Below are 14127 nucleotides of genomic sequence, written 5' to 3'. Positions count from 1 at the left end.
GGCGCGGTTGAGGCGTGGGAGACGGCCGAATGGCCGAGTGTGGCGGGCCCGGCGGGCGGGTTAGAGTGATCGCGTCGTGGTGCAATCCATGTGACAGCAAAATGCTAATATGACTGCATTGGAAGCATATTAATGGAGTGCATCATGCCGGTGATCACCGTTCGAAATTTGCCCGACGAGGTCCATCGTGCCCTTCGGATCCGCGCGGCCCAGCATGGGCGCAGCACCGAAGCCGAGGTGCGTGACATCCTCGAGCAGGCCGTTCTGCCGGGTGGGCGTCTCAAGCTTGGCACGCTGCTGGCGGAAATCGGGCGGGAGGCAGGCGGCGTCGATCTCGACGTCCCGCGCGACAAGACGCCAACCGATCCGATGAGCTTCGAATGATCCTTGTTGATACCAACGTCATTTCCGAGCCGCTGCGGCGTGAGCCGAGCGCGGCCGTCATCGCGTGGCTCGACGCCCAGAACGTTGAAACACTGTTTCTGGCCGCGATCAGCCTCGCCGAAATGCGGTTCGGTGTCGCGATGTTGCCGGCAGGGCGCAGGCGGGACTGGCTGCATCAAAGCATCGAGCATCGTGTCATGCCGGTGTTTCGAAGCCGGATCCTGCCGTTCGACGATGCGGCAAGCAAGGCGTACGCGAGCATTCGCGCGCGGGCCCGCGCCGCGGGCAACGCGATTGCGCCGGCCGACGGCTACATTGCCGCGACAGCGGAGGCGAACGGCTTGATCGTCGCGACGCGCGACGTCGCGCCGTTCGAGGCGATGGGGCTTCGGGTGATCGATCCGTGGGCGGCGTAATCGTCGGTCGCCAAATCGTTCGGCGCACATAAAAAGAAAGCGCGTCGGGCAAGCGGCGCGCTTTTTGTTGGGCAAGACGCCCAGCTGGAGGCGCCCGACCGGCAGCGCCTCGATCACTCGGTCTCAATCGACCCCGTGAAACACCGCGTCCTCCGGCCCGAGGTACGCCGGCGGGCGCCACGTCGCGTCGCGCATCGAATGCTGGACGAGGTTCTCGACGCCGAGCAGTACCGCGAAGATCGCCATCCGCACCGGAATGCCGTTGTCGGTCTGGCGGAAGATCGCGAGGCGCGGGTCGCGGTTCAGGTCGACCGACAGGTCGTTCGCGCCGGGCCGGCTGTCGCGCGGCAGCGGGTGCATGATCAGCGTGTCCGGTTTGCACACCGTATCGACGAGCGCCTGGTTGATCTGGAAATCCGGTGTGTAGCCTTCGAACGACTCGTCGGTGAAGCGCTCCTTCTGGATCCGCGTCGCATACACGACGTCCGCGCCGCGCAGGCCGGCCGCGAGGTCGGTCGTCTGCTCGATCACATGGCCGTTCGTCGCGATCTGATCGACGATGTAGGCCGGCATCTCGAGCGTCGGCGGCGACACGAGCGTGAACTTGAGCCCGCGGTACAGCGCGAGCAGCTTGACGAGCGAGTGCACGGTGCGACCGTATTTGAGGTCGCCGACCAGCGCGATATGCGCGCCGTCGACGATCTTGCCGAGCCGCGAGAACTCGCGCTGGATCGTATAGAGATCGAGCAGCGCCTGGCTCGGGTGCTCGCCGGGGCCGTCGCCGCCGTTGATCACGGGCAGGTTGGTCGCGCGCGCGAACTCGGCCACCGAGCCTTTCTCCGGATGGCGGATCACGAGTGCGTCGACGTAGCCGGCCATCACGCGGCTCGTGTCGTAGATCGATTCGCCCTTGGCCATCGACGAGAACGTGAAGCCCGTCGTGTCGCACACGGAACCGCCGAGCCGGCAGAAGGCGGCGCCGAACGACACGCGCGTACGCGTGCTGGCCTCGAAGAACAGGTTGCCGAGCACCGCGCCTTCCAGCACGCGCGAAATCTTGTGGCGGCGCGCGATCGGCTGCATCACGTCGGCCACGCGAAACAGCGCTTCGACCGATTCCCGCGAGAACTGGTCGACCGACAGCAGTTGCGGCTTGCCTTCGAAAAAGAATTGCTTGGCGAGCCCCTGATTATCTACGCTTTGCGTATAGTTTCCGCCTTCCGGTACCGAGCGCTCGACGATTTCCGACACGAAGCGCTCGACGATCTCGGGCATCCCGCGCGATTCCTGCGAGTCGTCAGGCAGCAGCCAGGTGTCCAGCGCGCGGCGGCTGACGCCGATGCGATTGGCGAACGCTTCACGCGTCATGTTGAGGCGGCGCATGGCGTCGCGGAGGAAGGCTTGCTGGGGAACGGTCATCGGCGGCTCCTGACGGAAAATATACGCGGTGCGTATATTAGTTCCTGGCGCGTTGAAGTCAAGGAAAATCTGCGCGAACCGGCTGTGCGCCGCGTGACATGCGGCGGGTTCGGACTGGCGCGCGGCGGCCGTCTCCGTATAATCAGGTCAGGCCCCGTGCCCTGCATCTTGCAGGGCGCCACGCCGCAAACGATTCGCCCGTCGGGCTTGTTGATTTCAAGGAGAATGAGAATGACGCGTACGATTGCTGCAATGCTGCTGGTGGTGACCGCCGCGCTCGCTGGTTGCAACACGGTCGCCGGCGTGGGACAGGACATTTCGAAGGGCGGCCAGGCGATCAGCGATACGGCTGAAAAAGCCAAGTAAGCCGACCGGTTCCGGAATGCAGAAAGCGCCGGGCCGTCCCGCGATTGCGGGGCGGCCCGGCGCTTTTTTTCGGCCGACGCTCGATGCCAGCGGCGTCAGGCGCGCTCGACGAACGCGTAACGGCCTTCGACCTTGCGCGGCGTAAGCCAGCCGTAGTCGGGGAACAGGCGGTTGCGGACGAACCAGACATAGCCCACCAGCAGGACCGTGATCGCGAGGCTCGGCAGCGCGGTCGACGGATCGCGTCCGAGCTCGGCGATGGTCTTCGGCAACTGCAGCAGCGACAGCAGGATGAACGCGTGGTACGCGCCGACGCGATTGGTAGTAAAGCCCCAGATGAACAGCAGCGACAGCGGGACGGTCAACGCAAGGAACACCAGCACGAGGCCGTTGGGGGCGCCCGTTGCGAAGAAGTAGTACGCGAGCACGAGGCTGATCGCGAGCTGGGCGATGCCGAGCGCGACCAGGATCCGGATGTGCAGCTTGTTCCTGCGGCAGCGTTCGGGATCGGGGCGCGACGCGATCAGGTGCGCGAGCACGCGATCCTTGAGTCCCTGGCCGGACAGTTCGGCCAGTGCGTCGGCCTTCCTCGTTCCCGCGGACAGCAGCACCGCGATTCTTGTTTTGGCTTCCTTCCTGTTCATTGCGTGGCGGATTGTCGTTCGATGGTTGTCAAAGATCCCGGCCACGCGAATATTGCATCTTGCGAGGTGGTGCGCAACGGTTTTGCGGTGCACGGACACATTCCTACAGTCGCCGGCTGCATGGCGCGATCGCGAGGATCGACAAGCCAGGGCCTGTTCACGCTAATAACGGGCTTGGGCCAGCCCCACGAATGATTTTTTCCAAACAGGGAAACGTGCATTCTTTGCGTGAACAGGCCCTGGGCGGCGCGGAGCCGCGCGGCTTCCGCCGTGACGCGATGCGCGCGAGTCAGTCGGTGGCGGCCTGCGCGGCGGGCGTGGGGCTGCCCGGCCGACCCGGATTCGCCGGGTGCGTATCGCGCGCTTCGGCTGGCGGTTCACGCCGCCTCGTCGCGCCGACGAGCATGCCGGCGACGACGAGCGCGATGCCCGCGATCCGCGTGCCGTTGAGCGTTTCGCCGAACAGCGCGACCGCGAACAGCACCGCCGAAACCGGCGCGACAGCCGTGAACAGCGCGGCCTCGGTGCCGCTCGTGCGCGCCGAACCCGCATACCAGCACAGGTAGCCGAGCACGGTCGGCACCAGCGCGTAGTAGGCGATCGCCGACACGGCGCCCACGGTCCAGCCGGTCGCCACCGCGTGCCATTCGAACGCGGCTGGTACGAGGGCGAGCACGAAGCCGAGGCCGGACATCGCGGTGGACAGCGCCAGCGGCGGCAACGGTGCGGCAAGCCGCCGGTTGAGCAGGATGAATACGGCTTCGCACGCGACGGCGGCCAGCACCAGCGCATCGCCGGCTAGCGTGCGGAGCGACGGGAGCGCCTGACCGGGCGCGAACGTGACGAACAGCACGCCGGCCGTTGCGAGCGCGGCGGCCACCCAGTCGCGCGGCGTCTGTTGCTCGCGCAGCACGACGGCCGCGATCAGCGTCGACATCGCGGGCAGCGTGCCGAGCATCACACCCGCATCGAGCGGCGACGACAGCTTCGTACCGCAGATCAGCAGCACCGTATAGCCGACACCGCCCGCCGCCGCCTGGACGACGAGCAGTACGGCGTCGCGCGTGGAGAGGCGCGGCCAGCGCATTCGCTGCGCACGCATCAGCGCGAACAGCAACGGTGTCGCGATCAGGAAGCGCAGCGCCGTGGCCGCGAACGGCGGCAGGCCGCCCGCCGCGAGACGGCTCGCGATGACGGTGCTGCCGACGCCCGCCATCGCGGCGGCGAGATAGAGATAGCCAATCAGTCGTGTCTTCATGCGCCGCATCGTCGCGTACGGCGGCCTTGCGCGTCTTGAACGAAATTGCAGTGTGCGGGCGGGGTGTCGAATACGGCGCGCGCAACTCGGCATGCTTGTGCCGAGGGGGCGTGCGGCAGTCGCCGCTGCCGTCGATGTGGCCGCTGCCTTTGAGGCCGGTGTGCCTGGCGGCGCGTGCCGCGGGATGGCGGCGGCGTCAGACGGCCTGCGTGAATCGCCCCGGCGTGATCCCGAACTGGCGCGCGAACGCACGTGTCAGGTGGCTCTGGTCGGCAAAGCCGGCTTCGGCCGCGGCATCGGCGATCGGCAGGCCGCTGGCGAGCAGCGCGCGGGCCAGCCGCGCACGCGACTGGATCAGGTAGGCGTGCGGCGTGATGCCGAGTTCGCGGGCAAACCCGCGCAGCAGCTGGAAGCGGCTGACGCCGCTCAGGCCGGCCAGCTCGGCGAGCGAAACGGGGGCGGCCGGCGCCGCGTCTAGCCGTTCCCGGGCGATGCGGATCGCCGGTGCGACGCCCGCCGGCGGCAGCGCGCGGCTCGCGTGCCGGGCGAGCAGCCCGGCGACGAGCATCACGAGCGCTTCGTCGCGGGCGAGCGGCGGGGATTCCCCCGCGACGATACGTGCATGCAGCCGGCCGACGGCAGCCGCGAGCCGCGCATCGCGCACGGCCGGGTGCGCCAGTTCGACGCCGCCGAGCCCTTCTTCCGCCGCGACGCCCGCGACCAGCGCAGGCGCGAGGTACAGCATCCGCCAGCGCCGGCCCGTGCCGGCCTCGATCGGCGAGCCGTCGTGCATCTCGCCCGGGTTGACCATGATCGCGTCGCCGGCCAGTGCGTCGACCTGCCCGCGGCCGCTCCACGACCGGTGCGCGCCGCTGACGATCACGCCGACCCCGAATTCGTCGTGCGCGTGGCGCGGAAACGCGCGATCGGATTCGAGGCTGATTGCCTCGATGCCTTCGCCGGTCCGTCGGTAATGGGTGACGCGGTGCATGTGCGCTCCTCGCGCCGGTCGCGGCGCGGATTTCGTGCACTTTAGCGCGTTCCGGCGCCGTGCGCCCTTCATCCTTTTGGCCGATACCGCGCGGCGCGCGCAGCCCGCACCATGTGCACATGAGCAGCGTACACGGCCCGCCGGGCCTGAGGCTGCACGGGAGACGGCAGGTGGAACGACAGGATCCGGTATTTATTCAGGTTGGCGCGCTCGCGGACGGCTTCGCGCCAGGCGCGAACATCCTCGCATCCGTCGACGCGCTCGCCGGGCGTACGCTCGTGCTTGGCGACGCATCCGGCGCGTGGCGCGTCTATACGTTCGAGCCCGGCGCGCTGCAGTGGCACGACGCGGCAACCGACACGGGCGGCCGTGAGCCGTGCCGGGTGACGCGGCTGCGCGACGGGCTGTACTTCGTCGACTACGTCGATTCGGCCGCCCGCGCGACGTCGGTCAGTCTCGTGATCGATCTCGACAACGGGGTATGGACCTCGGTCGTCGGCGTGCTGCCGACCGAAGCCGACACGCGCATCGACGCGTTCACACGGGTGGCGCGCGGGCTGCCGCTGACGGGCGTCGAGGCCGGGTTCCGGCACGGCACGCTCGGCGGCCACACGCAGCCGGGGCCGCTGCACGGGCCCACGCGCGAGCTGATCGGCAAGCGGACGATGTATCGCTACAGCCCGACCGAATGTTACGAGCACATCTACCTGAACGAGAATTTCTACGCGTGGCAGTGCCTGCAGGGTGTCGAAGGCGGGCTGGCCGACGTCGACCGCTGCCATTACTTCAGGATTGCAGAGGAACTGTATCTGTTCGTGTGGCGCGAAAAGGTGGTGCCCACGCTCGGCGTCGTGCTGATCGACCTCGCACAGCGCAAGACCGACGGCAAGATCTTCGGCTACCAGGGTGGCGATTTCGGCACGCTGTCGAACTTCCCGATCGGCGCCCACGCGCAGGTGCTGAACGACACCGTGCATCCGCTCGGCGGCGAGGCGCAGCGATGAATGCCGTGCCGGGCAGCGGCCGCTTGCGCGCAGATTTCAGCGGGCGCGTCGTGCTCGTCACGGGCGCCGCGCAGGGGATCGGCGCGGCGATCGCACGCCGATTCGCGGAATCCGGCGCGTTCGTCGCGCTTGCCGACCTGAACGGCGAGGCCGCCGTCGCGCAGGCCGATGCGCTCGCGAGCACGGGCGGCCAGGCGCGCGCCTATCGGGTGGATGCCGCCCGCCGCGATGAACTGGGCGCGCTGGTCGCGGCGGTCGAGCGCGACGGGGGCCGGCTCGATGTCGTCGTCCACAATGCCGCGTATTTTCCGCTGACGCCGTTCACGCAGATCGACGAGCCGACACTCGACCGGACGCTGTCGGTCAACCTGTCGGCGCTGTTCTGGCTCGCGCAGGCCGCGTTGCCGGCGTTCGAGCGCGCGGGGGCGGGGCGGCTGCTCGTCACGTCGTCGGTGACGGGGCCGCGCGTCGTGTATCCGGGGCTCGCGCATTACGCGGCGTCGAAGGCCGGCGTGAATGGCTTCATTCGTGCGGCGGCGCTGGAACTCGCGCGCCGCAACGTGACGGTCAACGGCGTCGAGCCGGGCATGATCCGCACACCGGCGGCCGGCAATCTCGGCGATGCGTCGGTCGCAGCACAGATCGCGCGGGACATTCCGCTCGCCCGGATGGGCGAGCCGGAAGATATCGCGAACGCGATGCTGTTTCTCGCCTCGGCGGATGCCGCATACATCACGGGGCAGACGATCGTCGTCGATGGCGGAGCGACGTTGCCCGAGAGCGGGGCGGTGCTTGGCGGTGAGTGATGGTGGAGCGGGCATTGGCCAGCGGAACCGGGCGGCGCCGGCGGTCCGCTGCGAGTTCGCGCAGCAGGCTCGGCGTGTCCCGTCGGGAGCCTCTTCGCGTGCGTCAGTCCGGCATCCCGTCATGGTCCCCGAGCGGCCTGTCGGGCCAGTCCACCCAGCGGTCCGCGCGCGTCAGCTCATACGCCTCGTTCATCGGGTAGCGGATGCGGTTGTCGTCGCGCGGACGCTCACCGATCACCATCAGCCTGACTTCGTCCTTCGTGTTGTTGATGAAGGTGTGGCAGATGCCGGTGCCTGCCGGAAACGCGACGGATTCGCCTTCGGCAACGGGGTAAAGCACGCCGTCGATCCAGACGTCGGGCTTGCCTTCGAGCACGTACACAAACTCCTGCTCGGTGCTTTCGGCATGCGGGTAGGAGGTTCGCCGGCCCGGCAGAAGCCTCACGTGATGAATGCCGATACGCGTGATGCCGAGCTTGGCGGACAGCGGCGCATCCAGCGCCATCGGCTCGGTATCGCCGCGATAGCAATGCGCTTCCGGTTCTTCGAGTTCGGTCCAGTGCTTGATGAAATCAGGGCGGGTCATCGGTTGCACTCCTGTCGGGAGGATGTCGAGGGTAGCGGTTCAGGCGCCGACGTTGGCGGTGACTCGCGCCCCATCTCGGCGAATGAACCTCGGCCGATAACTTACCAGCGAATGCGGAAGGGCGATTGCGCGTCGAATTTCACGACCGGCCGTGGCGGCGAAGCCGGCTGGGGTGATCCTGACGCCGGTCATGCGGCACGTCAGGTGCCGGTCGGCGGGATCCAGGGGGGCTCGGATGTCGCCGATCGGGCGGATCGACGACATCCACGGAAATCGGCACCGAACTGCTTCTTGCGTTGCGCAAAAAACGTCTGCGACGCGGCGCGCGGGTATCGTCCGCCGCGTAGCGCCGCGACTACAGCCAGCCGTTGCGGATGAACTCGACGATCGAATAGCGGCGGTGCTCGAGATCGTTCTGCCGAACGGCGTCGACGATGCGCGACACACCGTCCGCGTAAGGTGTCGCACCCACCACGCGCGATTCGAACTGCAGGCTGCACGCACCGTCGTCGATGCGGATCCGGTGAATCGCGTGGCGGCCGAGTTGATCGTCGGCGACCGCGAATTCGCTGCGCTGCACGTTCGGGTCGCGCACGGAGCGGATATCTTCCGGCCGCACGCCGAGCGACTGGCCGATCCCGACGGCCGTGCCGGGGACGGACGTCTTGCCGGCCTGGTGCGACTCCGTCAGGCTGATCCGGCAGTCGTGAAACAGGTGGCCGCTGGTTTCCAGCATGCTCATGAACTTGAGCATCAGGATGTTCGTGTTCGGACACAGCACGACCGGGAAAGCGTGCGAGCCGGTTTCGAGTTCGGAGCCGGTCGATAGCTCGACGAGCGGCGATCCGGTGTCCTCGCAGAACGCGATCACAGCGGGGAGTTCGCGGCCGGAGCCGGCATGCACGACGATCGTTCGGGCGTCGCTGCGCTGCGCATCGTTGCGCGCGCTGTCGGACCAGGGGATCACGCGACAGGTTGCCGGGTCGAGCCGGTGTGCGTCGAGCAACTCGCTGGCCAGCTTGCCGGTTCCTACGACGAGTACTTGCATGGAATTGACGGGTTGAGGTTCAGGATTCGGGACGGGAGCGGCGCCGGCCGTCGGGTGGCACGGCACGGTCGCGGCACGTTCGCGGCGCGGGGCGCCGGAGCGGCCTCGCGCATTATGCCCGGCCGCCCGCCTGCGTGCCCGCCCGCCGGGCCTCGCAGGCAGCCCGGTGCGTCAGCTTGCCGACCCGGTCGGCAGCCACGCATTCGCCGCGTTCTGCGTCGCGAGTTGCTTTGCGATCGAGCGCGCGAGGCGGTCCGTATCGGACGCCACCGTGTCGTGCTTCACTTCCGACACGCCATGCAGGCCGGCGCCAACCGCTGCCGACGTCGCGAGGCGGCCGGCCGCCGCGCCGACCCCGGCGGTTTCCACCATGCCGGGCAGGTGGCCGCTGTTCGCGCTGGACGAGAACGTGCCGAGCGGCTGCGGTGCGCCATGCGCCGGCTGGAACAGCACCGTGACCGATGCCTTCACTTCGCTCTTGCCCGCGCCGAGCCCGATCAGCGTGCGGCGGCGGCGATTGCCGGCGTCGATCGACTCGAACCGGCCTTCGACGACCAGCGCGTCGCGTCCGTCGGGCACCGGGCCGCGCAGCGCGGGAATGCCTTGCGACCGGAGTTCGCGCACGAGGGCGTCGGCGAGCTGCTCGCGGGTCTTCAGCGCGCTCTGCTGGCGCTGCACGTCGGCGGACGAACCGCTCGCAAGGGTCGCAAGCTTGCCGATCATCCCGCCGTCGACCTTGACGTCGGTCGTGTCCACGTCGAACGGGGACACATAGATGACGTCCGCGCGAATCTGCGGCAGCGTGCGGGCTGCCGGCGCGGCGCTCATGGGCGTGGTCGCGGTCGATGCGCAGCCGGTCATCGCGAGTGTGCCGGCGATCAGCGCGACACTGGTCAGACGTTTGGCATGGGCAGCAAGTGCGTGAAGGGAAGAAAACATGTCGATCTCCGTGGCCTGGATGAAGTTGCCGATACTGTCGCGGCATTCAGGAACGCGAACGATCGGAAGCGGGGCGTGATCGCTGGCTGGGGAGAGGTTTCATGCCGTTGCGCAACACGCAGGCGCAAGTATGCGGAGGCCGGGCGCGATGCGCCACGCAGGAATTATGTCGGCGCATGTCACGTGCCGCCGTGCGCGGACATGCACGGCAGGCAGGCCGCCATGCCGACGGGCGAACGAATGGGCGAGCCGTCAGGCAGGCAGTCAGCCAGTAGTCAGGCAGGCAGTCAGCCAGTAGTCAGTCAGGCAGTCAGGGAGTCAGGCAGTCAGGCGAACAGGCGAACAGGCAAACAGGCGGACAGGCAAACAGCCCGTCAGGCCGACAACGACCGCCGCACCGCCGCCGACGCATCGAGCGGCAACGCGACGACGGCCTCCAGCCCGCCGCCGTCGCGGTCGCGGAACGTGAGCGAGCCGCCGTGCTGGCGGGCGATCCGCTCGACGATCGCGAGGCCGAGGCCCGTGCCGCCCGCATGGCTGCGCGCGTTCGAGCCCCGGCTGAACGGCGCCTTGAGCCGTTCGAGTTCGGCCGCGCCGATGCCGTTGCCGCGATCGCTGACCACCGCATACGCGATGCCGCGTTCGGCCCACGTACGCACGCCGAGGCCCGTCCGGCCGTAGACGACCGCGTTCTGCATCAGGTTCATCAGTAGCCGCATCACGCTGATCGGACGGAATGCGAACGCCGGCACCTCGCCTTCGTCGAAGTCGAATGCGTGGCCGAGCCCCGCGAAATCCGCGACGAGCTGGCCGATCAGCGCGTTCAGGTCGCCGGTTTGCGGCGTTTCGCGCTCGCCGCTGCCCGCGTAGTCCATGAATTGCTGCAGGATCGTATCGATCTGGTCCAGGTAATGCTCGGACGATGCGGTGAGCGCGTCGTGCGTGCCGCGCGGCAGCGCCATCGCGATCGCCAGGCGCAGCTTGGTGAGCGGCGTGCGGATGTCGTGCGACACGCCGGCCAGCATCAGCGAGCGGGTCGCTTCCGCCTGTTGCAGCGCGTCGGCCATCTGGTTGAACGCGCGGCTCACGTCGGCGATTTCGGTCGGGCCGTCGGTGGGCAGCGGCGGCGGGCGCTCGCCCGCGCTGACGCGCTGCGCCGCGCGCGCCAGGGCGTCGAGCGGCCGGTTCAGGTGGAGCTGGATCAGGTAGCCGGTCAGCGCCGCGAGCAGCGCCAGCCCGACCGACAGCACGAGCGCCGTCGTGATGCCGCTCGCCTGCGCGTCGGCGGCCATCGGCAGCGGCACCCAGACAGGCGAGCCGGTCACATGCAGGCGGATCCACAGGCGCTCGTCGTCGCCCGATTGCCAGCGCGCCGGGAGGTCGGGCGGCAGGTGGCGTTCGAGCGCCTGCATGAACACGTCGCGCTGCCAGGTGCGAAAGAAGGCCGCCAGGTTCGGTGCTTGCGGCGGCGCGGCGGGCGGCAGCGCGGCCTGGCCGCCGAACTGCGCGATGACCGCTCGGCCGGCGTCGGGCGGCAGGCTGGCGAGCGTGCGGTCGAGCAACTGCACGTAGTCGGAAAAGACGATCGAGGCCCGCTCGATGCGCGGGCGCTGCACGTAGTGCAGCAGCACGGTGAGCGAACAGGCGAGCGACAGCGCGACGAGCGCCACCAGCAGCGCGATGTTGCGCGCGAGCAGCGAGCGCGGCAGCGGGATGCGCATCACGGCTCGATGCCGGCCACCAGCATGTAGCCGATGCCCCAGACGGTCTTGATGAAGCGCGGCTTGCCGGGATCGTCCTCGACGATCTGGCGCAGCCGCAGGATCTGCACGTCGACGCTGCGGTCGAGTGCGGCATGGTCACGGCCGCGTGCGCGGGCGAGCAGGTTCTCGCGGCTCACCGCGCGGTTCGGCGACGAGCCGAGCGCGTGCAACAGCAGCATCTGCGCCGAATGGATCTCGACGGGCGTGCCGTCGCGCATCAGTGTCTGCTGGCCGACGTCGAACGTGAATGCGCCGAAACGCAGCCGTTGCGACGTGACCGTCGGCTCGCCGGCCGCCATCTTCTGCCGCCGCAGCAGCGCGCGGACGCGGGCCACGAGTTCGTCGGGGAGAAACGGCTTCGCCAGGTAGTCGTCGGCGCCCGTCTCGAGGCCGACGACCTTGTCCGCGGCGTCGCCTTTCGCGGTGAGCATCAGGATCGGCAACGTCTGGCCTTCGGCGCGCAGGCGGCGGCACACGCTCAGGCCGTCTTCGGGCTCCATCATCAGATCGAGCACCAGCAGGTCGTAAGGTTCGCGCTGCAGCAGGCGGTCGAGCCGCTTGCCGTCGGCGACCGCGCGAACCTGGAAACCGTGGCCGGTCAGGAAGCGCTGCAGCATGTTGCGCAGCTCGGCTTCGTCGTCGAGCACGACGATCCTGCAGGACTGTTCCATCGCTTGCCTCCCGGTGCGTGCGCGGCCGGACTGTCGTGCGGGTTCAACGGGCCGCCATGCGCTGGCGCATGAAACCCGCGAGCTGCTCGAGCGTGACGTAGCCGTTGTGCTGCGTATCGATTTCGTCGAAATGCTGCGCGACCATCGGCATGCCCGCGGCGGCCTGCTCGCGGGTGAGCTTGCCGTCGTGCGTCGTGTTCGCGCTGGCGAAGCGGGTCTGCAACTGCATCAGCGCGCGTTCGACGCGTGCACCGCCGCTCGCCGCGCCGGGCGGCACCTGCTGGGCCGACGCTGCTGCTGAGACGATACACAAAACGACGACGGCAATCAGCTTCTTGATGGACTTCATGGGGTTTCTCCTTGTGTGGCCGACGGTCTGCGCCGGCCGGGTGGTTGATGAAACGGATGGAAAACGAAACGAAGCAAAGCAAAGGAGCGCCGGCTTACGCCCAGTGCGCAGGCACCCACACGCGGCCAACCCAGTGGGCGGGCACCCAGACGACGGCTCGCGGCGGGTGAGCGACATACACGGCGCGCGGGGCGACGTAGACGGCGCGTGGCAGCGGCGGCGCGAGGTACAGGGCCTTCGGCGGCGGCGGGGCGACGTAGACGACGCGCGGCGCGGGAGTCACGACGACAGCCTTCGGCGGCGCAACACGTACGACCTTCGGAGGCGGCGCGACGACGACGGCGGCGGGCGGGGGCGGCGGGGGCGTAACCACGACTGCGGCCGGCGCAGGCGCCGGTGCCGCGACAGCGACCGTTGCGACGGGTGGCGGGGTCGTCACGACCACCGCGGCCGGCGGAGGCGCCACGACGGGCACCGGCATCGGGACGGGCACCGGCACCGTGCCGCCGGCCACGACGACCGCGCCGCCTGCCGTCGTGCTGCCGTGGATCACGGTCGTGCCGCCGGTCGAGACCGTGCCGCCGTGTACGACCGTCGAGCCGCCCGACGTCGTCACGACACCCGGCGCCACGCGCGTCGCGCTGCCGGAATGCGTGACGGTTCCGCCGTCGGTGCCCGTCACGGTGCCCGAGCGCGAGCAGGTCGAGCCTGAGCAATTCGTCGATGCCGTGTGGCTGGCCGTGTTGCCGTTCGAACCCGTGATCGTGCCGCTCGACGAGTACTGGCCCGGGCCGTTGCGCGTCACGTTGCCCGACGTCGTTGCGTTGCGGCCGTCCGAGCCCGTCAGCGAACCGGTGTGCGAGCAGGTGCCGTCCGCGCAGCTCGTATCGCCGCTGTGTTCGACCGAGCGCCCGTTCGGGCCGACGGCCGTGCCGCTGTTCGAGAACTGGCCGGGCGCGGTGCGCGTGACGGTGCCCGTGTTGGTCGCGATACCGCCACCGGGGCCGATCACGCCACCCGCATGCGAGCAGCTGCCGCCGCCGCACGAGCCGGCATGCGCGCCATTGTAGGTGCCGCGCGGCGTGTACGCGGTGCCGTGGCCGGTCCAGCCGGCGAAGGCCGGTGCGCAGGCGAGGGCGAGGGCGGTGGTGACGAGGAAGCGGGTTTTCATCGGGTGTCCTTGCGGTTCGTTTCGGGGCACGCAGCGGCGTGGCGACGGGACGAACTTTAGAGGCGATGACCCGCGCTCGTCGCGTCATAAAAGATGTCGCGGTGTTACACGTGTCGTGCTGTTCGAGGTACGACGAATGCGCAACTCGGCCATGTGGATCGCGGGCATGCCGCGCCGGGCAAGGCTGGCGGCGACCCGGTTGTGTGAGGGCAGGTGCCGTGGCACGGGGGCGGAACGTTTCGTGCGCGGCGCGAAAGCATGTCGCGGCGACATGCGGCGACATATTTCCCGCCGGGCATACATACGCGCAGC

The 14127-nt window shown here is 68.9% G+C and carries 16 protein-coding genes; 5 read left to right on the top strand and 11 right to left on the bottom strand.

What is annotated here, in order from left to right; all coding sequences use genetic code 11:
- Window positions 1-144 precede the first annotated feature (144 nt).
- Window positions 145-384 carry a FitA-like ribbon-helix-helix domain-containing protein gene (locus LGN17_RS07880; RefSeq protein ID WP_175958198.1) on the top strand — a complete coding sequence of 80 codons (240 nt, stop codon included), beginning with the start codon at window positions 145-147 and terminating at the stop codon, window positions 382-384.
- Window positions 381-800, top strand: coding sequence for a type II toxin-antitoxin system VapC family toxin (locus LGN17_RS07875; RefSeq protein ID WP_175958197.1), 420 nt, complete (start codon window positions 381-383; stop codon window positions 798-800). Before LGN17_RS07880 ends, LGN17_RS07875 begins: the two co-directional genes overlap by 4 nt.
- A 123-nt stretch (window positions 801-923) precedes the next feature.
- Here LGN17_RS07875 and LGN17_RS07870 read toward each other — a convergent pair whose 3' ends face one another.
- On the bottom strand, window positions 924-2219 hold the full coding sequence (locus tag LGN17_RS07870) for an aspartate carbamoyltransferase (RefSeq protein WP_226195793.1): 1296 nt from the start codon (window positions 2217-2219) through the stop codon (window positions 924-926).
- Between the two features lie 231 nt (window positions 2220-2450).
- Between LGN17_RS07870 and LGN17_RS07865 the strand changes: the two genes are divergently transcribed.
- The gene (locus LGN17_RS07865; protein WP_021158165.1) at window positions 2451-2585 is read left to right on the top strand and encodes an entericidin A/B family lipoprotein; all 135 of its coding nucleotides are present in this window, start codon (window positions 2451-2453) and stop codon (window positions 2583-2585) included.
- Window positions 2586-2680: 95 nt separating this feature from the next.
- On the opposite strand, the gene LGN17_RS07860 is transcribed toward LGN17_RS07865, so the two are convergent.
- The 3 genes from LGN17_RS07860 to LGN17_RS07850 form a co-directional block, all read right to left on the bottom strand.
- Window positions 2681-3229 (bottom strand): permease, encoded by a 549-nt coding sequence (locus tag LGN17_RS07860; RefSeq protein ID WP_226195792.1) that lies wholly within the window; start codon window positions 3227-3229, stop codon window positions 2681-2683.
- 289 nt (window positions 3230-3518) lie between these two features.
- Window positions 3519-4487, bottom strand: a complete 969-nt coding sequence (locus tag LGN17_RS07855; RefSeq protein ID WP_226195791.1) for a DMT family transporter — start codon at window positions 4485-4487, stop codon at window positions 3519-3521.
- 196 nt (window positions 4488-4683) lie between these two features.
- A complete protein-coding gene (locus LGN17_RS07850; protein WP_226195790.1) occupies window positions 4684-5478 on the bottom strand; it encodes an AraC family transcriptional regulator in 795 nt (264 codons plus the stop codon).
- A 170-nt stretch (window positions 5479-5648) separates the two neighbouring features.
- On the opposite strand from LGN17_RS07850, the gene LGN17_RS07845 reads away from it, so the two are divergent.
- Window positions 5649-6482, top strand: coding sequence for a MoaF C-terminal domain-containing protein (locus LGN17_RS07845; protein ID WP_226195789.1), 834 nt, complete (start codon window positions 5649-5651; stop codon window positions 6480-6482).
- On the top strand, window positions 6479-7288 hold the full coding sequence (locus LGN17_RS07840) for an SDR family oxidoreductase (protein WP_226195788.1): 810 nt from the start codon (window positions 6479-6481) through the stop codon (window positions 7286-7288). The genes LGN17_RS07845 and LGN17_RS07840 overlap by 4 nt, the downstream gene beginning before the upstream one ends.
- Before the next feature lie 103 nt (window positions 7289-7391).
- On the opposite strand, the gene LGN17_RS07835 is transcribed toward LGN17_RS07840, so the two are convergent.
- The 7 genes from LGN17_RS07835 to LGN17_RS07805 all read right to left on the bottom strand — a co-directional run bounded on the left by LGN17_RS07835 (window position 7392) and on the right by LGN17_RS07805 (window position 13815).
- On the bottom strand, window positions 7392-7874 hold the full coding sequence (locus tag LGN17_RS07835; RefSeq protein WP_226195787.1) for a cupin domain-containing protein: 483 nt from the start codon (window positions 7872-7874) through the stop codon (window positions 7392-7394).
- A 355-nt stretch (window positions 7875-8229) separates the two neighbouring features.
- Entirely contained in the window at window positions 8230-8922 is a 693-nt protein-coding gene (locus tag LGN17_RS07830) for a dihydrodipicolinate reductase (RefSeq protein ID WP_226195786.1), read from the bottom strand.
- 171 nt (window positions 8923-9093) lie between these two features.
- The gene (locus LGN17_RS07825; protein ID WP_226195785.1) at window positions 9094-9861 is read right to left on the bottom strand and encodes a DUF4410 domain-containing protein; all 768 of its coding nucleotides are present in this window, start codon (window positions 9859-9861) and stop codon (window positions 9094-9096) included.
- 374 nt (window positions 9862-10235) lie between these two features.
- The gene (locus tag LGN17_RS07820) at window positions 10236-11582 is read right to left on the bottom strand and encodes an ATP-binding protein (RefSeq protein ID WP_226195784.1); all 1347 of its coding nucleotides are present in this window, start codon (window positions 11580-11582) and stop codon (window positions 10236-10238) included.
- A complete protein-coding gene (locus LGN17_RS07815) occupies window positions 11582-12295 on the bottom strand; it encodes a response regulator (protein ID WP_034198023.1) in 714 nt (237 codons plus the stop codon). Before LGN17_RS07815 ends, LGN17_RS07820 begins: the two co-directional genes overlap by 1 nt.
- A gap of 43 nt (window positions 12296-12338) precedes the next feature.
- The gene (locus tag LGN17_RS07810; protein ID WP_264165873.1) at window positions 12339-12644 is read right to left on the bottom strand and encodes an EF-hand domain-containing protein; all 306 of its coding nucleotides are present in this window, start codon (window positions 12642-12644) and stop codon (window positions 12339-12341) included.
- A 94-nt stretch (window positions 12645-12738) separates the two neighbouring features.
- Window positions 12739-13815 (bottom strand): hypothetical protein, encoded by a 1077-nt coding sequence (locus LGN17_RS07805; RefSeq protein WP_226195783.1) that lies wholly within the window; start codon window positions 13813-13815, stop codon window positions 12739-12741.
- Window positions 13816-14127 lie beyond the last annotated feature (312 nt).

The organism is Burkholderia sp. AU30280 (assembly GCF_020420125.1).
GTDB lineage: Bacteria > Pseudomonadota > Gammaproteobacteria > Burkholderiales > Burkholderiaceae > Burkholderia.
The sequence above is the reverse complement of the archived record's forward strand: the minus strand, read 5'-3'. Positions and strand labels throughout refer to the sequence as shown.